This window comes from Burkholderia sp. 572, from assembly GCF_040545135.1.
In the GTDB taxonomy this organism is placed as follows: Bacteria; Pseudomonadota; Gammaproteobacteria; order Burkholderiales; family Burkholderiaceae; genus Burkholderia; species Burkholderia cepacia.
Genome location: NZ_JBEPLH010000001.1, coordinates 566,051 through 584,070, shown reverse-complemented (window position 1 = coordinate 584,070; position 18,020 = coordinate 566,051). Strand labels below are relative to the sequence as shown.

The window sequence follows — 18,020 nt, the reverse complement described above, 5'->3', positions numbered from 1 at the left end:
CGCACGCTATCCCGAAAGTATAGGCTCAGGAGGTGACGGTACGGGGTTCGGGCGCCGTCGCGCCCGCCGGTCGGACAACGCCGCCGGTCATCCGTTCATTTCCGGACGACGACGGGCGGCATCCACGACCCGTCGCTCGCCTGCGGCTTCGGTGCGTACAGGCGCAACGCGAGTGCGAAATCGGCGCGCGGCGCCGGCAGCCAGTTGCCCGCATGCGTGCCGCCCGGCGACGCCGACACGACGATGTCGATCGACCCGTCGTGATTGCGGCGCAGGCGGTCGCGATCGCCGAGCGAGCGGCGCGCCGACCCGACGTCGGGCAGCGCGCCGTTCGTCGCATACGGCGTGAGCGTCCAGAACGCGCGAACCGGCGGCAGCGCGCCCGGCGCGAAATGCAGCACGTAGCGGTTCGCTCCGTTCAACTGATGGCCGTCGCTGTCGACACGTACGACCGCGAGCGTTTCGTCGTCGCGCGTCGCGGTGCCGAACTGCGTGTAGGCCGCGTACGCGCGCAGCGTGTAGTCCTGGCCGTACTTGCCGGCCGTATCGCCGATCCAGCTCCAGCCGTTCGCGTTCAGCAGGTTCGACGGCGGGGTCGCGAGCCGCGCGCGCGCCTCGGCGACGCCGGCCGTCGCGGCCGCGAGGCGGTCGCCCGTCCACAGCACCGGGTAGCCGGCCGACACGCCGATGTCGCCGAGCAACGCCTGCGCGTGTGCGTCGTCGGCGGGCGCCGGGTTGTCCTGCAGCGCCTGCGCGAAGCGCGCGAAGAACGCCTTCGGGTCGAGCGCGGCCACCTGCTCGGCCGGCGTGCCGCCGCCCACCGCCTCGGACGGCGCGCTGCCCGCATGGACCGCCACCGACGCGCCGCGCGCCGCGCCCGTGTAGACCGACAGCGGCACCACGCGGATCGCGCGCTGCAGTTTCTTCACGTTCGTCAGGTCGCGCCCGCCGCTCGTCTGCAGACGGACTTCGAGCCACGCGTTGGCCGACGGGACGTCGATCCGGACCGCCCCCTTCGGCAGCGTGCCCTGCCAATCCTTCGCGGCGAAGGCAATCGTTTGCGATCGCACACCGCCGCGTGTGCCGCGTGCAGCCACGCTCGACGACGACCACAGCACGTTCGTCCACATGTCGAGCGCACGCGCGTCCCAGTAGCGGCCGCGCGTGTCGGGCAACGTGACGATCACGGGTTCGGCGGCGACGTCGAGCCAGCCGGTCGAGTCGAGCGTGTCGACGCCCGGCAGCGGCGGATTGACCGCGCCGACGGGCGGCAGCGCCTGCGCGTGGCGCAGCGTGTTGAGCGGCGCCTGCCCCGGCTGCGCGCCGTCGCCGCCGGTCGCCGCTTCCTTCGCGACGTCCATCAGCACGAGCGGATACGCGTATACATAGGAGTCCGCGACTTCCGCGCGCATCCAGCCGGTTTTCCGCTGAATGGCATCCGGTTGCGACGCGCACCCCGCAAGCAACGCCGCCATGGCCAGCGACGCACACACGCGCCGCAGAGAAACTGATTCCTGCTGGTTTTCAATCATCGAGTACTGGCCGAATATCGTTCTTTTCAGTCAACGCCTTGTGCGACGCGCGAATGGCGAAAGCAAGGCACCCCAGCGTGCCCGGATAACCGTTTCGTGACGTTGCGTAACGGTGGGCGCTGATGTCAGGCCGGTATCATAGCGCCTACGGGCATCCCCTAATATGCCGAATAGCTGGCCGAACGCTAGCCGTATTGTCGACAAATTCGAAATAGTGCTGGCGATTTGCAACAAAACAGGGGATATCGGAGCGACACACGCTCAAGGCGAAACAATCTCGAGTGCGGGGGCCGGTTGGTCGATTGACGAATGGTGTCACTAATGACACCATTCGATGCGGCGAGCGTATGGAAGATCCTCGAACTCATGAGGCGCGAGCCCGCGAACGTGCGATTCAACGATCAGATGCGACAGGTTCTCGACGCGATCGATCGACTGAAGGAACAGAAATCATGACTCAAGACCACTTTACGTACCGCGTAACGTGGTCCCCGGAGGACGGGGAGCACGTTGGCCTGTGCGCGGAATTCCCGTCTCTTTCGTGGCTCGACGCAACGCCGGAAGGTGCGCTGGCCGGTATTCGCCGGCTCGTCGCCGAGGTCATTCGCGACATGACCGCAAACGGAGAAAAGGTGCCCGAGCCGATCGCCGACCGCACCTACAGCGGTGAATTCAAGGTTCGCATCCCGCCGCAGGCACACCGCGCGCTGGTGATCCAGGCCGCCGAGCAGGGCGTCAGCCTGAATCGTCTCGCGAGCGCCAAGCTCTGCGCCTGATCGCGCAGTCGAGCGCAAAGGCCCGCCCCTCCCGGATGTCGGTCAGGAATCCGGGAGATTGCTTTTTCCGCGTTGTGACACCCTGTGTGCATCTGCATGCGCTGCCACCGCTTGACCTTACCATCATGGGAATGTTGATACTGGTTCCATTCGCGGCACGAGCCGCGCATTCAGGGAATCCGACATGACAGAATCACTTGCCTCCACAGCGCTGCACACGATCGAGCTGAGCGTCGACGGCATGCATTGCGGCGGCTGCACGAGCCGCGTGCAACGGGCGCTGGCCGCGGTGCCGGGCGTCGTCGAGGCGGCGGTCGACCTCGACGCGCACGCGGCGACGGTGACTGCGCAGGAAACCGTCGACGCCGCGCGACTGATCGAGGCGGTCGGCGCAGCCGGCTACGGCGCCTCCGTACGCGCACCAGTGCTCGAAGTCGCCGCCGCCACGCAGGCGCATCCTGTTGAGGCATCACCCACGCCGATGGCCGCAGCCGCTTCGACTGCCGGCCGCCCGCTCCCGGCCACCAGCACCGTCGAACTCGATATCGACGGGATGACCTGCGCGTCGTGCGTGTCGCGCGTCGAGAAGGCGCTGGCGAAGGTGCCGGGCGTCACGCGCGCGTCGGTCAACCTCGCGACCGAACGGGCGACCGTCGATGTCACGGCCGACGTTTCCGCCGCACAACTGGTGGAAACCGTGAAACAGGCCGGCTACGGCGCGACACCGACCGTAACGGATGCAGGCTTTACCGCGCTTGCCCCCACCTCGCCTGCCGCGCCCGCCAGCATCGAACTCGACATCGACGGCATGACCTGCGCGTCGTGCGTGTCGCGCGTCGAGAAAGCGCTGGCGAAGGTGCCGGGTGTCACGCGCGCGTCGGTCAACCTCGCGACCGAACGGGCGACCGTGGACGCCGCGCCCGACGTTACCGCCGCCCGGCTCGCCGAAGCCGTCAAACAGGCCGGATACGGCGCGACGCCGGTTGCCGGCGCGGCCATCCCGCCGGCTGCTTCCACCGCCCCTGCCGACCTCGAACTCGACATCGACGGCATGACCTGCGCGTCCTGCGTCGGCCGCGTCGAAAAGGCGCTGGCCGCCGTGCCGGGCGTCGCCCGCGTTGCGGTCAACCTCGCGACCGAGCGCGCGTCGGTGCACGGCGCCGGCGCCCTCGACGCCGCCACGCTGATCGCGGCCGTCACCACCGCCGGCTATCGCGCGTCGCTCGCCGACGCGTCGTCAGCCGGCGCCGACGCGCAACCGGCCGGTGCCGCGCAGGACCCCGAAACACGCAAGCGCCTCGAAGCGATCCGCGAACGCGATCTCGTGATCTGGTCTGCGGTGCTGAGCGCGCCCCTGATCGCGCCGATGCTCGTCGCGCCGTTCGGCATCCACCTGATGCCGAACGGCTGGGTCCAGCTCGTGCTCGCCTCGATCGTCCAGTTCGGCTTCGGCGCGCGCTTCTATCGCGCGGCCTGGCACGCGGTGAAGGCGCGCACCGGCAACATGGATCTGCTCGTCGCGCTCGGCACGTCGGCCGCGTACGGGCTGAGCCTATGGATGCTGCTGCGCGGCACCGGCCATTCCGGCCATCTGTATTTCGAAGCGTCGGCCGTCATCGTCACGCTGGTGCGCTTCGGCAAATGGCTCGAATCGCGCGCGAAGCGCCAGACCACCGACGCGATCCGCGCGCTGAACGCGCTGCGTCCCGACCGGGCCCGCGTCGTCGAGCACGGCATCGAACGCGACGTGCCGCTGACGCAGGTGCGTGTCGGCACCCGCGTCAGCATCCGGCCCGGCGAGCGCGTGCCCGTCGACGGCCGGATCGTGTCGGGCCGCTCGCATGTCGACGAATCGCTGATCACCGGTGAAAGCCTGCCAGTGCCGAAGGACGACGGCGACCCTGTCACGGCCGGCTCGATCAACGGCGAAGGCGCGCTCGTCGTCGAAACCACCGCGATCGGCGCGGAGACGACGCTCGCGCGCATCATCCGCCTCGTCGAATCCGCGCAGGCCGAGAAGGCGCCGATCCAGCGGCTCGTCGATCGCGTGAGCGAGGTGTTCGTGCCGGCCATCCTCGGCATCGCGGTGCTGACGCTGGCTGGCTGGCTGATCGCCGGCGCCGGGACGGAAACCGCGATCCTCAACGCGGTCGCGGTGCTCGTCATCGCGTGCCCGTGCGCGCTCGGCCTCGCGACGCCCGCCGCGATCATGGCGGGCACGGGCGTCGCGGCGCGGCACGGCGTACTGATCAAGGATGCGCAGGCGCTCGAACTCGCGCAGCGCACCACCGTGATCGCGTTCGACAAGACCGGCACGCTGACCGAAGGCAAGCCGTCCGTGACGGCGTTCGAAGCCGTCGGCGTGCCGCATGACGAAGCGCTCGCGCTCGCGGCGGCGGTGCAGCGTCAGAGCGACCATCCGCTCGCGCGCGCCGTGGTCGCCGCGCACGACGCCGACGTTGCCGCGCGCGGCGGTGCGGTGCCGCCGGCAAGCGCGGCCGATGCGCGCGCGGTGGCGGGACGCGGCGTGGAAGCCCGCGTCGGCGGGCAGTTGCTCGCGCTGGGCAGCACACGCTGGCGCGACGAGCTCGGCATCGCCGTGCCGCCCGCGCTCGACGCGCGCGCGGCGGAGCTCGAACGCGCGGGCAACACGATCTCGTGGCTGATGCGTGCCGATGCGCCGCGCGCGTTGCTCGCGCTGATCGCTTTCGGCGACACCGTGAAGCCGGGCGCCCGCGACGCGATCGCGGCACTGTCGGCGCGCGGCGTCGCGAGCGTGCTCGTGACGGGCGACAACCGTGGCAGCGCGGCGGCCGTCGCGGCGTCGCTCGGCATCGGCGAGGTGCATGCGCAGGTGCTGCCCGACGACAAGGCGCGCGTCGTCGCCGAGCTGAAACGCACGCACGGCGGAATCGTCGCGATGGTCGGCGACGGGATCAACGATGCGCCCGCGCTTGCCGCGGCCGACGTCGGCATCGCGATGGCCACCGGCACCGACGTCGCGATGCACACGGCCGGCATCACGCTGATGCGCGGCGACCCGGCGCTCGTCGCCGATGCGATCGACATCTCCAGACGCACGTACCGGAAGATCCAGCAGAACCTGTTCTGGGCATTCGTCTACAACCTGGTCGGCGTGCCGCTCGCGGCGCTCGGCTGGCTGAACCCGGTGATCGCGGGCGCGGCGATGGCGTTTTCCAGCGTCAGCGTCGTGACCAATGCGCTGCTGCTGCGGAGATGGAAAGGGCGCGCGCACTGAGCGGGTGTGGGCGTCGCGTGCAGGACGGTCGAAGGGTCGGAGGGCCGTTCGGCTGTCGGTGTTTGATGGTCGGGGTCGGTTGCTTGGGGCTTGGGGCTCGGCGCTCGGCGCTCGGCGAGCAGGAAGGATCGGGAGTGTGGACGGTGCAGGCCGCCCGCGACATACCCGGTTGACCGCAAGTACCAGCTGAGCGCCTGCCAGCAGATTCAGCCCGGAATGACCGGCTTGATCAACGTCGTCGTGATCGGCGCGAAGCCGCACGCACGATACAGCGCGCGGGCCGCCGTGTTGTGATTGAACACCGACAGCCCGATCTCGGTGATGCCGTAGCGGCGCGCCTCGGCGTCGAGCGCATCGAGCGTGCGTGTGGCCCAGCCCTGGCGACGCCGGGACGGGACGATGTCGAGGTCGTAGATGAACAGCGTGCGGTTCGGCCCTTCGGGCACGATCGCGTACCAGAGGTCGCCCACTGCGTCGCCGCTGGCGGTGTCGACGAGCACGACGAGGGTCTGGCCGGAGGTCCGCAAGCCATCCGGCAGCAGCGTGTCGAAACAGGCGCGCGCCCGGCTGGTCGCGTCTTCGACAGCATTTTGTCCGGATGAGACGAGATCGCGCGCGTAGCCGTCGATGGCTCGCGTACGGTACGCGTGGAATTCTCTGGCCGTCATCGGCCGCATCTGCAGCATGGCCCGGTCACCGTGAACGGATTCGGACTTCCAGTGTAGCGGGACGGTCGCGCCGGCGCGCGATGCGGCGGCGGAAAGCGGGCAGGCAGGTGCGGCGGGGGCCGCGCTGGCCGCGAATCGGCGAATCAGCGAATCAGCGAATCAGCGAATCAGCGACGATACAGGACGATCGGCACGAGGTGCGCACGGCGCACGCGCTCGGCTTCGGCACGACGCGCAGCGTACGAGTATTCGGCGTCGAGCGGCAGGTGGGGCGACACGAAGAGGTCGTCGATCTTTTGCAGCAGGGCGAGGATGAAGCTCATGTGAGACTCCTGACAGACGTGGCTAGGGTTTTCCCTTAGATGGACGCTATTCTAAGGGTTTTCCCTGAACTCTGCCAGCGCACCGCATCAGTTTGCCGCATGCGCGCGGCGCCTGATCGCCGACGCGGAACCGCGATCCTTGCTCGGTCGGGCTCCCAGGATAGGGTCGAAACGATTAGCGCGTGCGGTGCGCACGTTTCACGACGGCCGCCTCACGATTCGCGTTGCGCTGGAGCCGGTCGACTTGCGACAGAAGCGCCTCGTGATGCTCCTCGAGCGTCATCAGCGTTGCCTGCTGCGTCGACAGATCGGCCGCGAGGCGATCGATCCGCTGCTGCTTCGTGGCGACGTCCTGCTTCAGATGCGCGATCTGCCGCGTCTGAAGCACCAGCGCAACGAGCCCGGCCAGCACGACGACGGCCAAGGCCAGCAGCAGCCGGTTGACGCGGCGCATCTCGCGATCGGCGGTGCGCGTCAAACCGTCGACGTCGGCCTGCAGCGCGGCGAGGCGGTCGGTCAGCGGGCGCAGGTGCGTATCCGGATCGAAGACCGGCGCGGCCGGTTGCGCGCGCTCCACCGACGGCTTCGTGACAAAGGACGCAGCGGAAGCCACCGGCTGGGTGGCAGGGGATACGGTGGTGTCGGGGTGCGGCGCGGCGTCCACGGCCTTCGCAATATTCGCCGGGTTCGCCGGGTTCGCCGGGTTCGCGGCGATTGCCGGCTTGGTCGGCTCCGCCGACGCCTGAGGCTCGACGATCGACACCGCGTCCGGTGCCGGGCTCGCCCCGGCCGCCGCTCGCGCCGTGTCGACGCTCGTCACGACTGGCGCAGATTGCTCTGCTGTCGCATCACTTGCACCGGCAGCCGCCCGACGTTTGCCGCCCGACGACGCACGACGCTCCTTCACGGCGTCGCCGGAAGATCGCCCTTCGCGGGATTTGACGGCGGCGGCAGCGACAACAGCCTGCTCGACTTCGCCGCCAGCTGCTTGCGCTTCGGCCACCTTCGGCGCCGTATCATCGGCCGCCTGCAGCCTGGTCGCCGCCATCGTGACGGCGTCGGCCGCGGGCACATCGGCGGATTTCGTTGCAACGCCACCCGCCACGGGAATATCGACCGCCTTCATCGCAACAGCCCCGGAGGCCGGCACGATGTCGGCATCTGCAACCTCCTCACCTTGCGGCACCGAAACGCCATGGGCCACCGTCGCGACTTCCGGCGTCACCGCGCCCTCTGCCGCTTCCGCATGTGCCGCCGCGCCCGCCCCTTCCCGCGCACCGAACCCGTCCAGCGCGGGCTGCCGCCCGGAGGCCACATCGTCCGCGATATCGACCGCTGCATCGGCCTGCGCCCCCGCTTCGTCGCGAACCGCAACCGGCGCGCGTTCGCCCGGCTCGAACACCGGATCGCCGAACAGGTCGAGCGTTCGCTCGTCCCGCGACGCGTCGGCGGCCGGCGCACTGCCGGACCGCGCCGTCGCCCTCGCGGACGTACTCCCCGCGGCAGCAGCCGAGCGCTGGCGGGAACGGGCCGACGAACGATTGGAACGGGAACGGGAACGGGAGCGAGGCGAGGAAACGGATTCGGTCATGGAAATCGGATAGCGGGGCCCGCGAACACGGAACCGGATGTCGAACGGAATCGGTGGTCGGCCATTGTCGCATGCCCCGTTGCCGATTCAGCCTATTCGTCGCCCGACAGCCCGTTGCCCTCTTCAAAACGCGTCACGCCCTTCAGCGCGCGCAGCTTGTCGCAGATCGCCTGGTATTCGAGCGCCGACACCCGCGCGAGCGCGATGCGCACCTCGTCGTGCTCGCCCGTGTCGTCGGCACGCTGCACGATGAACTGCTTCACGCGCGCACTGTCCGGGCCGAGCGCCGCATGCAGCGAATCGAAGTTCAGCGTGCCGCTCACGACCGTCAGCGCGACCTGGCGGCGCTGCCGCACCGTGAAATAGCGCCGCTCCAGCGGCTTGATGCCGGCCAGGATGATCAGGATGATGATCGTCGCCGAAATCGACGCGACGTACAGCCCGCCCCCCACCGCAAGGCCGATCGCGGCGACCGACCACAGGCTCGCGGCGGTCGTCAGCCCGCGCACGATCTCGCCGCGCAGCAGGATCGAACCCGCGCCGAGGAAGCCGATGCCCGAGACGACCTGCGCGGCGATCCGCGACGGATCGAGCATGATGTGCTCGCTGCTGCCGAGCACGTCGGCGAAACCGAACGCCGACACGATCATGATCAGCGTCGAACCGACACAAACGAGCATGTGCGTGCGCAGGCCGGCGGCCCACGACAGGCGCTCGCGCTCGAAGCCGATGACGCTGCCGAGCGCCGCCGCGAGAACGAGCCGCATCACGAGTTCCAGGTTGCTCAGCATGCGATTTATCTCCTTTTTTGGTGCCGGCCGCGCGGAATGTTTTATCCTTGGCCCCGGCCGCGCCGATCCTCCGGGCCGCGCCGACACGTTTCGAACCCAGCGCTCAACCCCGTCATGTCCGTTTCCGACTCCGCTTCCGCCCAGGCCGCCCAGCTGCGCCACCATTTCGCGCACGTCGTCTTGCCGATCTGGCGGGGTTCAGGGTTCGACCAGACATTGCAGTTGCCGTTCGAAGCCGTCGATCCGGCCACCCACGCGCCGCTGCCCGTGACCCGTTATCGCGCAATGGCGTGCGCACGGCAACTGTTCGTGTTCGCGCAGGCCGGCGACACCGCACACGCAGCCACGCTGTTCGACGCGCTGGGCCGGCGCTTTCGCGACACGCGCCACGGCGGCTGGATCTACAGCGTCGACGCGCAGGGCGCGCCGCTCGACACGACCAAGGATCTCTATACGCACGCATTCATCGTGTTCGCGTGTGCCGCCTGGTATGCGGCGTCGGGCGACGCCGCCGCGCGCACGACGGCCGAGGAGACCGCCGCGCTGATCCGCGACCGTTTCGCGCCGCGTCCCGGCGACGCGCTGCTCGATGCGGCGCGCCACGCCGATTTCTCGTCATCCGGCAGCGGGGCGCTGCAGAATCCGCTGATGCACCTGACCGAAGCCTGGCTCGCGGCTGCCGATGCATTCGGCGACGCGGCGTTCGACGACGCGCTCGCGCACACCGCGCAGGCCGTCGAGCGCACGTTCGTCGACGCGGCGACCGGCTGCGTCGCCGAGCTGCCGCTCGGCGCGGCAGACAACCGTTTCGAGCCCGGTCATCAGTTCGAGTGGTTCTATCTGGTCGATGCGGCCGGCGCGCGGCTCGCGCAAACGGGGCTCCCCGCTGCGCTGTCGCGCGCGTTCGGCTTTGCGGAGCAATACGGTGTCGATCCGCAGACGGGCGGCGTCTGCGCGGCGCTCGATGCGCAAGGCGCGTGCGTCGACGGCACGCAGCGGATCTGGGCGCAGACGGAGTACCTGCGCGCGCTCGCGACGCACGGCGGCACGCCGGCCTCCGCGCCGCTCGCGCGGCAGATCGAACGCTTCGCCGCGCGCTTCCTGCATCCGCGCGGCTGGTTCGAGTGCAAGACGGCTGACGGGCAGGTGTCGCGCGCCGACATGCCGTCGACGACGCCCTACCACCTCGCGACCGCCTACGCGGCGCTGCCGGCCGGTTCGTAACCCGTCCCGGCGAACGACGGCGCCGCGCGTTCATCGCGTGCGGCACGGCCATCGCCCAGTTCGAATACCGACACAGCCTGCATCAGGTGCGCGGTCTGGTCGTTCAGCGACGCGGCCGCCGCCGCGACTTCCTCGACCAGCGCCGCGTTCTGCTGCGTGAGCTGATCCATCTGCGTGACGGCCTGGTTCACCTGCTCGATCCCGACGCTCTGCTCGACCGACGCCGAGGTGATCTCGGACATCGTCTGCACGACGCGCGTGATCGACATCGATACCGTCCGCATCGCTTCGCCGGCGCGCTCGACGAGCTCCGCGCCGCCGTTGATCTGCGCGACCGAATCCTCGATCAGCGCCTTGATCTCCTTCGCCGATTGCGCGCTGCGCTGCGCGAGCGAGCGCACTTCGCCCGCGACGACCGCGAAGCCGCGGCCCTGTTCGCCGGCCCGCGCGGCCTCCACGGCCGCGTTCAGCGCCAGGATGTTGGTCTGGAACGCGATGCCGTCGATCACCGAGATGATCTCCGCGATCCGCCCCGAGCTCTGCGCGATGCCGCGCATCCGGTCGATCACGCTGTCGACCACGCCGCCGCCGTGGCTCGTCGCCTCGAGCGCCGCGTCGGCCAGCGCGCTCGCCGCGCGGGCGCTGTCGGTGTTCTGACGGACGGTTGCCGTCAGCTCCTCCATGCTCGCGGCCGTTTCCTCGAGCGACGCGGCCTGGGTGCCGGTGCGCGCCGACAGGTCGGCGTTGCCGCCCGCGATCTCGCCCGCGCCGAGGTGGATCGCATCGGACGCCTGGCGCACCGTGCGCACGGTGCCCGCGATGCTCGTCTGCATCGTCGCGAGGCCGCGCAACATCCGGTCGATCTCGAACACGCCGCCTGCCCGCACGACTTCATCGAGCCGGCCCTGCGCGATCCGCTCGAAATGGCGGCCGGCTTCTTCCAGCGGCGCGACGACCGCGCGCCGCGCGGCCGCGTAGATCGCCGCGCTCGCCACGAGCATCGCCACCAGCAGCACGATGCCGACCGACTTGAACCACAGCATGCCGCCGTCGATCGTATCGAGCGCCGAGCGGCTCGATGTGCCGCCGTAGTCGGTGAAGCGGCGCAGCTCGGCGATATAGGCGTCCTGGATGCTCTGCGTCGGCTGGTCGAGGAATGCCTGGATGTTGTCGGCGTCGAGGAACTGCACGAGTTCGCCCAGCGCGCCGCGCAGCGCGCGATAGCGCTCGGTGAGCGCCGCGACGCGCGCGCGGTTGGTCTCGTCGACCGGCTGCACGGCCGTCAGCGCGGCGAACGCCTTGTCGGCTTCCGCGAGCGACGCGCCGGCATGGCGGATGATGTCGTCCGGCTTCGGGCCGCCGCGCACCATCCGCGTGCCGGCGCGCGACAGGTTGATGCGCGCGTCGAGCAGCTGCTGGGTGGCCTGGCTCGCCGCGCCGACCTGCGTGATCGCGACGTTCGACAGGTCGTCGACGCCGCTGCGCGTCGACGTGAGCGCCCAGAAGCCGAGCGCCTCGATCGCGAACAGGAAAAGGCAGAACACGGTCAACACGCCGAGCAGACCCGACGCGAGCTTGATTTTTCCGAACATGGGGGAGATTCCTGGAAAGCGGACGATGAGGCAATGCCCCGGCATTAGCGGCATTTCTTCGTCGGACTTTAGGACCGGGAGACGGCAAAGTTCACGTTGCTCCTGCATTCCCGCGGAATCGCCGACAAACCGGGGGATCTTCGGTATTCGACGCAATAATCGCGTCGCATCGCGCCGGAATTTGCACGAAATGCGGACGAATTTCCTTGCTTATCCGCAGCCCCCTTCCTAGAGTTCAGCGCAAGCGGGCGTTCATTTCGAAGGAAGTTCGATGACCGACATCACGGATCACGCGCGCGGCGCATTGCGCGCGCAACCGTTCAGCATGCTGCTGGGCACGGAGCTGATGCATATCGGCGACAACGAAGTGTCGCTGTGCCTGCCCGTGCGCGAGGAACTGCGGCAGCAACACGGGTTCGTGCACGGCGGCGTCATCAGCTACCTGGCGGACAACGCGCTGACGTTCGCCGGCGCGCTCGTGCTGGGCCCGCGCGTGATTACGGCCGAATACAAGATCAACTATCTGCGGCCGGCCGTGAACGGCACGCTCGTCGCGCGCGCGAAGCTCGTGTACGCGGGCCGGCACCAGGCGACCTGCCAGTGTCACGTGTTCGTCATCGACGGCGATCACGAACGGCTCGTCGCGATCGCGCAAGGCACGATCAACCGCGTCGGCGACGGAAAGATGCCGGATGCGCCGGAAGAGACGGCCTGACGGGCGGCACCGGCCGGTTCGACGAGACAAGCCGCGAAACGCCGAAGCCACAGCGCGTGTCGCACGGCCTGGCCGAAGGAATGCGAGGATTTTCGAGCCGTTCGGCAAGTCTCGCCTCGAACCGATCGCGAACGGCGCGATCGAGCTTCTTCCACGCCTTCAACGCAGGTTCGAGCAACGCGAACTCAAAGGTCAACCAGTTTGACCTCGACGACTTTCCCGTTGGCGCGCGACTCGACGAGCGCGTTGTCTTCGATATCCTCGAGACGTTCGACCATCGCCTCCCATGTCTTCGCCGGGACGCAGTAGAACGCCGGTTCGTTGTGGCTCAGGATCGCGACCGGGAAGCCCTCGCCCGCCGCCACGGTTCCCGTCGGGTTCCGCTTCAGCTCCGAAACGCTCGCCGTCACGCTGGCCAGAATGGTGTGGGGCATGTCCGCTCCTGATTCGATCGAGATTTCACCGTACCTTGTTCGGTACCAACTTTAGCTCTGTCCAGAATGCCCTCACGATAACGCCGGGTTTGCTCCCGAACCGTGAGCTTCGACGCGCTACTCGGCCTCATCCCCCGCCAGCGGCAAAAACCGCGGCGCCACCCGCGCCCGCACGTGGCCGTTCTCGTCCGTTCGATAGATCCCGCGTGCGACGTTATGCGGATGCGCGACCGCGTCCGCCACGCTCAGCAGCGGCGCGAAGCACACGTCGGTGCCTTCGAGCAGCGCGCGCCAGTACGCGGACGGCTGCTGCGCGAACACGTCGGCGAAACGCGCCTTCAGCGCGGGCCAGCGTGCGCGGTCGTACTGCGATGCCGGATCGACGTCGGTCAGTCCGAGCCGTTCGACCAGCAGCGCGTAGAACGGGGGCTCGAGCGCGCCGATCGTCACGCACTCGCCGTCCGCGCAGCGATACACGTCGTAGAACGGCGCATCGTGGAACAGGCTCGGCTGCGCGCCGTCGAGCTGCCCGTTCGCGCGCGCCCACAGCGCGAGCGAACCGAGCATCGACACGATGTCGACGATCGCGCCGTCGACCACCCGCCCCGGCCCGCCGCCGCGCACGTCGAACAGCGCACAGACGATCCCGAACGCGAGCCCGAGCGCGCCGCCCGCATCGCCGACGATGGTCGGCGGCAACCCCGGCCGGCCGTCGCGCGGCGCGGACAGCGACAGCAGCCCTGTCAGCGCGACGTAGTTCAGGTCGTGCCCGGCCGCGGCCGCGAGCGGGCCGTGCTGGCCCCAGCCGGTCATCCGGCCGTACACGAGCTTCGGATTGCGGCGCGCGCAATCTTCAGGCCCGAGGCCGAGCCGCTCCATCACGCCGGGCCGCAGGCCCTCGATCAGCGCATCGGCCCGCGCGATCAGGTCGAGCGCGGCCTCGCGGCCGGCCGGCGACTTCAGGTCGAGTTCGACGATCGTCTTGCCTTCGCGCAGCAGGTCGCCGTCGCGGGCCTTCAATGCGTCCGGCGCGCTCGTGCGGCCGGCCGGGCGCGCGATCAGCGTGATCCGCGCTCCCATCCCCGCGAGCATCCAGCCCGCGAGCGGGCCGGGGCCGAGACCTTCGAATTCGATGATGCGGATGCCGGAAAGCGGCGCGTTCAATGACATGACAGCCTCGCTGAAATGCAGTCGGGACAAGAGCGGCGAAACCGCCCGATTCTATGCGAATGCCTGCGTGCGCCGGCCTCGGCCGGCTAGCCCGCCGCCGCATCCGTACGCTGCGCGTCCAGCGCCTCCCGCATCGCCCGCACGATCGCGTCGCGACGCGCGCCGATCCGCTCGACGGGCCCGGCCACGCCCATGGCCAGCGGCAGGCCGTTCCAGCCGTCCGCGATCACCATCGAGATCATCGCGGCGCCCTGCGTGACCGTATGCGCCGAATAGGAATAACCGAGCCGGCGCGTCTGTTCGACCTTGTCGAGCACGACGTCCTCGTCGATCGTCCTGCCCGATTTCCCGATCCGGCGAATGCTGCGCGATACGAGCCGGCGGATCGTGCTGTCCGGCTGAAGGCTCAGCAGCGCCCAGCCGAGCCCCGACATGCAGATCTCGCGACGCGTGCCGATCGGCGCGTAGAACTGGATCGGAATCGTATGCGAGCCCTCGACCGCGTCGATGTACTGCACGTACAGGTCGCTCTGCACCGCGATCACGACCGCCTCGTGCGTGCGCAGCGCCAGCCGTTTCGCGACGGCATGCCAGTGCCGCCGGCTGCCGGCCGCCGAATCGACGAGCGCTTCGCCGAGGTTGACGAGCCGTGCGGTCGGCGCATACGCGTGGGTTGCGTCGTCGTACGAAAGATAGCCGAGCGCCTTCATGCTGGTCAGCAGCGCCGCCGCGCTCGACCCCGGATACCCGCAACGCGTGGCGATCTCGCGCACGCTCAGCGGCCGCTGCAATGCGCTGAAGAGTTCCAGCACCTCGAACACGCGCGCCGCGCTCTTGACCACGTTTCCGCTCATCCCGCCCTCTCCGCTGCAACCGGGACGGGCCTTCCACATATGTGGAACGGAATTTCCCGCCGCCAACCGTCGTGACGATACTAGGCTTCGGCCCGCGGCGTGAAGCCCCGCGGCACAGAACACACGGAGACATCATGGCAGCCTTTCTGATCCGTGAACGGCAGGGCCCGATCCTGACCGTCACGATGAACCGTCCCAAAACCCGCAACGCCATTTCGGACACCGATGCGATCGACGCGCTGACCGAATGCTGCGACGACGCGAACCGCGACGAGTCGATCCGCGTGCTGGTCCTGACCGGCGCCGGCACGACGTTCTCGTCGGGCGGCAACGTGAAGGCGATGCGCGCATTCATGGAATCGGAGTCGCACGACCTTGCCGCGATCCGGTCCAGCTACCGCCACGGCATTCAGCGCCTTGCACGGGCGTTCCAGCAACTCGAGGTGCCGGCCATCGCGGCGGTCAACGGCCCGGCGATCGGCGCCGGCACCGACCTCGCATGCATGTGCGACATCCGCATCGCCGCCGACGGCGCGCGCTTCGCCGAGAGCTTCATCGCCCTCGGCCTCGTGCCCGGCGACGGCGGCGCGTGGTTCCTGCCGCAGATCGTCGGCGCCGCCGTCGCCGCGGAAATGTCGTTCACGGGCGATGCACTGGACGCGCAGGCCGCGCTGCGCTGCGGGCTCGTGTCGCGCGTCGTGCCCGACGGCGACCTCCTCGCGCACGCCCACGAACTGGCCGGCCGCATCGCCCGCCACTCGGGCACCGCGTTGCGCCTGACCAAGCGCCTGCTGCGCGAAAGCCGCCATGCAAGCCTCGACACGGTGCTCGACCTGTCGGCGTCGTACCAGGCGTTCGCGCACGCGACCCCGGAACATCGCGCGGCGGTCGACGCACTCTTCGCCGCACGCGGCTGAACCCCGACGCATCACGGCCGTGCAGCCGGCGCGTGCCGGTCTGCCGGCGCATCGCATCCCCATCGAAGGAGACATCGTCATGACCAGCAGTAACGAAGGCGCGCTCGCGGGCGTGCGTGTGGTGGACCTGAGCCGCGTCTATGCGGGGCCGTTCTGCGCGCAGACGCTCGCCGACCACGGCGCGGACGTCATCAAGATCGAACCGCCGCAGGGCGACGAAACGCGCGACTGGGGGCCCGCGATGCCGAACGGCCTCTCCAGCTACTACTGGGGGCTCAACCGCAACAAGCTCAATCTCGCGCTCGACCTGTCGCATCCCGACGGACGCGACGTGCTGTTCCGCCTGCTCGAGAAAGCCGACGTGCTGGTCGACAACTTCAAGCAGGGCACGCTCGAACGCTGGGGCATCGGCTACGAAGACTGCCTGCGCGAGCGCTTTCCGCGCCTCGTCCACTGCTCGATCTCCGGATACGGCACCGACGGCCCGCTCGCGCGGTTTCCGGGCTACGACGCCGTCGCGCAGGGCCTCGCCGGCTTCATGTCGATCAACGGCGAGCCGGGCGGCATGCCGCTCAAGGTGCCGTTTCCGGTCGTCGACTTCGCGGCCGGCATGAGCGCCGTATCGAGCGTCCTGCTTGCGCTGGTCGAACGGACGCGCTCCGGCCTCGGCCAGCACGTCGACATCGACCTGTTCAGCACGGCGCTGTCGATGCTGCATCCGGTCAGCACGAGCTGGATGGCGACCGGCGAGGTTCCCGTCGCGACCGGCAACGTGTACGGCGCGATCGCGCCGTACGGCGTCTATCCGTGCAAGGACAAGCCGGTCGCGACCGGCGCCGGCAACAACCGCACGTTTGCGCGGCTCGTCGAAGCGCTCGGCGTGCCGGAGCTGGCGCGCGATCCACGGTTCGCGACCAACGCGCAGCGCGTCGCGCATCGCGATGCGCTCGACACGCTGCTCGGCCAGCTGACCGCCGAGCTGCGTGCCGACGAGGTCGTCGAGCGGCTGATGCACGCGGGCGTCGCGACGGGGCCGGTGAACACCGTCGCCGACGCGTTCGGCCATCCGCAAACCGCTCGCAACGCGATGTTCGTCGACACCGACACGTACACCGGCGCGGGCATCCCCGCCAAGCTTTCCCGTACGCCCGGATCGATACGCCGGCCGCCGCAGCCGTTCGCCGCCGACACCGACGCCGTGCTCGACGCGTTCGGTATCGACGCGGCGCGCCGGGACGCGTTGCGGCAGGCGGGCGTGCTCCACGACACGCGCGCGAATGCTGCCGGGAGCGCGTCATGACCACGCCGGGCGCATTTTCCTCGCTGACGGGCGACGACGCCCCGTCGATCCTGCGCAACGACGACGACGGCATCGCGTGGCTGACGATCCATCGCCCGCACGTCGCCAACGCGCTGTCCGCCGACGCGATCCGGCGCCTGTGCGACGAACTGGTCACGCTCGACGACAACCCGGCGATCCGCGTCATCGTGATCCGCGGCGCGGGCGAGCGCGCATTCAGCGCGGGCGTCGATCTCGGCGATCCCGAGATTCGCGGGATGCGGCCGATGCGCGGGCTCGCCCGCAACGTGCACGAGCTGATCCTGGAACTGCGCAAGCCGACCATCGCGGCCATCAACGGCTTCGCCGTCGGCGGCGGCTTTGAAATCGCGCTCGCGTGCGACCTGCGGATCGCCGCCGATCACGCAACCTTCGCGCTGCCCGAGGCGCGCGTCGGGATGGGCGCGAACTTCGCGAGCGTGCTGCTGCCACGCCTGCTGCCGCGCGCGATCGCGATGGAGCTGCTGTTCACGGGCCGCCGCCTCGACGCGAACGAGGCGCAGCGCGTCGGCTTGCTGAACCGCGTCGTCCCCGCCGCCGCGCTCGACGACACCGTGCGCGAACTGGCGCGGACGATCTCCGAAAACGCGCCGCTCACGATCCGCCGCATCAAGGAAACCGCGACACGCAGCCAGGGGCTGCCGGCGGCCGCCGCGCTGCGGCTGGACGTCGGCCCCGACGTCTACGCGAGCGAGGACCGGATCGAGGGCGCCCGCGCGTTTCTCGAGAAACGCAAGCCGGTATTCAAGGGGCGCTGAACCGACGCGGCACGGCGGCACCCCGCGCGCAACCGCTCCCAGAACGCGGGCGCGCCACAACAAGACATGGAACGGAG

General features: G+C 69.5%; 16 protein-coding genes. 7 read left to right on the top strand and 9 right to left on the bottom strand.

The genetic code is table 11. From position 1 onward, the window contains the following. Positions 1-95: 95 nt before the first annotated feature. Positions 96-1,532 carry a DUF1254 domain-containing protein gene (locus ABIC51_RS02650; RefSeq protein WP_027790359.1) on the bottom strand — a complete coding sequence of 479 codons (1,437 nt, stop codon included), beginning with the start codon at positions 1,530-1,532 and terminating at the stop codon, positions 96-98. A 452-nt stretch (positions 1,533-1,984) separates the two neighbouring features. Between ABIC51_RS02650 and ABIC51_RS02645 the strand changes: the two genes are divergently transcribed. Together ABIC51_RS02645 and ABIC51_RS02640 are read left to right on the top strand one after the other, a co-directional pair. Beyond that, a complete protein-coding gene (locus ABIC51_RS02645) occupies positions 1,985-2,308 on the top strand; it encodes a type II toxin-antitoxin system HicB family antitoxin (protein WP_060060997.1) in 324 nt (107 codons plus the stop codon). Between the two features lie 184 nt (positions 2,309-2,492). After that, positions 2,493-5,567, top strand: a complete 3,075-nt coding sequence (locus tag ABIC51_RS02640; protein ID WP_175898423.1) for a heavy metal translocating P-type ATPase — start codon at positions 2,493-2,495, stop codon at positions 5,565-5,567. A gap of 206 nt (positions 5,568-5,773) precedes the next feature. Here the strand turns inward: ABIC51_RS02640 and ABIC51_RS02635 are convergent, their stop codons facing one another. From ABIC51_RS02635 to ABIC51_RS02620, 4 genes are all read right to left on the bottom strand, one after another. Next, positions 5,774-6,253, bottom strand: coding sequence for a GNAT family N-acetyltransferase (locus ABIC51_RS02635; protein WP_060083820.1), 480 nt, complete (start codon positions 6,251-6,253; stop codon positions 5,774-5,776). Positions 6,254-6,402: 149 nt separating this feature from the next. Beyond that, positions 6,403-6,558 carry a hypothetical protein gene (locus ABIC51_RS02630; RefSeq protein ID WP_006481665.1) on the bottom strand — a complete coding sequence of 52 codons (156 nt, stop codon included), beginning with the start codon at positions 6,556-6,558 and terminating at the stop codon, positions 6,403-6,405. A 175-nt stretch (positions 6,559-6,733) separates the two neighbouring features. Next, a complete protein-coding gene (locus ABIC51_RS02625; RefSeq protein WP_354006336.1) occupies positions 6,734-8,149 on the bottom strand; it encodes a flagellar hook-length control protein FliK in 1,416 nt (471 codons plus the stop codon). Between the two features lie 92 nt (positions 8,150-8,241). Next, positions 8,242-8,940, bottom strand: a complete 699-nt coding sequence (locus ABIC51_RS02620; protein ID WP_027790353.1) for an MgtC/SapB family protein — start codon at positions 8,938-8,940, stop codon at positions 8,242-8,244. Positions 8,941-9,054: 114 nt separating this feature from the next. Here ABIC51_RS02620 and ABIC51_RS02615 point away from each other — a divergent pair, with 114 nt between their 5' ends. Next, positions 9,055-10,164, top strand: a complete 1,110-nt coding sequence (locus tag ABIC51_RS02615) for an AGE family epimerase/isomerase (RefSeq protein WP_301764055.1) — start codon at positions 9,055-9,057, stop codon at positions 10,162-10,164. On the opposite strand, the gene ABIC51_RS02610 is transcribed toward ABIC51_RS02615, so the two are convergent. Beyond that, the gene (locus tag ABIC51_RS02610) at positions 10,137-11,756 is read right to left on the bottom strand and encodes a methyl-accepting chemotaxis protein (RefSeq protein ID WP_301764056.1); all 1,620 of its coding nucleotides are present in this window, start codon (positions 11,754-11,756) and stop codon (positions 10,137-10,139) included. The genes ABIC51_RS02615 and ABIC51_RS02610 overlap by 28 nt on opposite strands. A 271-nt stretch (positions 11,757-12,027) precedes the next feature. On the opposite strand from ABIC51_RS02610, the gene ABIC51_RS02605 reads away from it, so the two are divergent. After that, positions 12,028-12,471 carry a PaaI family thioesterase gene (locus ABIC51_RS02605; protein ID WP_011353771.1) on the top strand — a complete coding sequence of 148 codons (444 nt, stop codon included), beginning with the start codon at positions 12,028-12,030 and terminating at the stop codon, positions 12,469-12,471. A gap of 185 nt (positions 12,472-12,656) precedes the next feature. Here the strand turns inward: ABIC51_RS02605 and ABIC51_RS02600 are convergent, their stop codons facing one another. The 3 genes from ABIC51_RS02600 to ABIC51_RS02590 all read right to left on the bottom strand — a co-directional run bounded on the left by ABIC51_RS02600 (position 12,657) and on the right by ABIC51_RS02590 (position 14,929). Then, positions 12,657-12,905, bottom strand: coding sequence for a type II toxin-antitoxin system Phd/YefM family antitoxin (locus ABIC51_RS02600; protein ID WP_175898431.1), 249 nt, complete (start codon positions 12,903-12,905; stop codon positions 12,657-12,659). Between the two features lie 117 nt (positions 12,906-13,022). Next, positions 13,023-14,075, bottom strand: coding sequence for a CaiB/BaiF CoA transferase family protein (locus tag ABIC51_RS02595; protein ID WP_175898433.1), 1,053 nt, complete (start codon positions 14,073-14,075; stop codon positions 13,023-13,025). Positions 14,076-14,161: 86 nt separating this feature from the next. Then, positions 14,162-14,929 carry an IclR family transcriptional regulator gene (locus tag ABIC51_RS02590; protein ID WP_089437261.1) on the bottom strand — a complete coding sequence of 256 codons (768 nt, stop codon included), beginning with the start codon at positions 14,927-14,929 and terminating at the stop codon, positions 14,162-14,164. Positions 14,930-15,063: 134 nt separating this feature from the next. Here ABIC51_RS02590 and ABIC51_RS02585 point away from each other — a divergent pair, with 134 nt between their 5' ends. The 3 genes from ABIC51_RS02585 (at position 15,064) to ABIC51_RS02575 (ending at position 17,943) form a co-directional block, all read left to right on the top strand. Continuing rightward, positions 15,064-15,846 (top strand): crotonase/enoyl-CoA hydratase family protein, encoded by a 783-nt coding sequence (locus ABIC51_RS02585; RefSeq protein ID WP_175898435.1) that lies wholly within the window; start codon positions 15,064-15,066, stop codon positions 15,844-15,846. A 79-nt stretch (positions 15,847-15,925) separates the two neighbouring features. Beyond that, positions 15,926-17,146, top strand: a complete 1,221-nt coding sequence (locus tag ABIC51_RS02580) for a CaiB/BaiF CoA transferase family protein (protein WP_175854512.1) — start codon at positions 15,926-15,928, stop codon at positions 17,144-17,146. Continuing rightward, positions 17,143-17,943, top strand: a complete 801-nt coding sequence (locus ABIC51_RS02575; protein WP_175854510.1) for an enoyl-CoA hydratase/isomerase family protein — start codon at positions 17,143-17,145, stop codon at positions 17,941-17,943. The genes ABIC51_RS02580 and ABIC51_RS02575 overlap by 4 nt, the downstream gene beginning before the upstream one ends. Positions 17,944-18,020: the final 77 nt, after the last annotated feature.

Excerpts from the sequence above, each read along its gene's own strand:
- ABIC51_RS02650 (WP_027790359.1), bottom strand. The coding sequence starts at position 1,532 with ATGATTGAAAACCAGCAGGAATCAGTTTCTCTGCGGCGCGTGTGTGCG.
- ABIC51_RS02645 (WP_060060997.1), top strand. The coding sequence starts at position 1,985 with ATGACTCAAGACCACTTTACGTACCGCGTAACGTGGTCCCCGGAGGAC.
- ABIC51_RS02640 (WP_175898423.1), top strand. The coding sequence starts at position 2,493 with ATGACAGAATCACTTGCCTCCACAGCGCTGCACACGATCGAGCTGAGC.
- ABIC51_RS02635 (WP_060083820.1), bottom strand. The coding sequence starts at position 6,253 with ATGCTGCAGATGCGGCCGATGACGGCCAGAGAATTCCACGCGTACCGT.
- ABIC51_RS02630 (WP_006481665.1), bottom strand. The coding sequence starts at position 6,558 with ATGAGCTTCATCCTCGCCCTGCTGCAAAAGATCGACGACCTCTTCGTG.
- ABIC51_RS02625 (WP_354006336.1), bottom strand. The coding sequence starts at position 8,149 with ATGACCGAATCCGTTTCCTCGCCTCGCTCCCGTTCCCGTTCCCGTTCC.
- ABIC51_RS02620 (WP_027790353.1), bottom strand. The coding sequence starts at position 8,940 with ATGCTGAGCAACCTGGAACTCGTGATGCGGCTCGTTCTCGCGGCGGCG.
- ABIC51_RS02615 (WP_301764055.1), top strand. The coding sequence starts at position 9,055 with ATGTCCGTTTCCGACTCCGCTTCCGCCCAGGCCGCCCAGCTGCGCCAC.
- ABIC51_RS02610 (WP_301764056.1), bottom strand. The coding sequence starts at position 11,756 with ATGTTCGGAAAAATCAAGCTCGCGTCGGGTCTGCTCGGCGTGTTGACC.
- ABIC51_RS02605 (WP_011353771.1), top strand. The coding sequence starts at position 12,028 with ATGACCGACATCACGGATCACGCGCGCGGCGCATTGCGCGCGCAACCG.
- ABIC51_RS02600 (WP_175898431.1), bottom strand. The coding sequence starts at position 12,905 with ATGCCCCACACCATTCTGGCCAGCGTGACGGCGAGCGTTTCGGAGCTG.
- ABIC51_RS02595 (WP_175898433.1), bottom strand. The coding sequence starts at position 14,075 with ATGTCATTGAACGCGCCGCTTTCCGGCATCCGCATCATCGAATTCGAA.
- ABIC51_RS02590 (WP_089437261.1), bottom strand. The coding sequence starts at position 14,929 with ATGAGCGGAAACGTGGTCAAGAGCGCGGCGCGCGTGTTCGAGGTGCTG.
- ABIC51_RS02585 (WP_175898435.1), top strand. The coding sequence starts at position 15,064 with ATGGCAGCCTTTCTGATCCGTGAACGGCAGGGCCCGATCCTGACCGTC.
- ABIC51_RS02580 (WP_175854512.1), top strand. The coding sequence starts at position 15,926 with ATGACCAGCAGTAACGAAGGCGCGCTCGCGGGCGTGCGTGTGGTGGAC.
- ABIC51_RS02575 (WP_175854510.1), top strand. The coding sequence starts at position 17,143 with ATGACCACGCCGGGCGCATTTTCCTCGCTGACGGGCGACGACGCCCCG.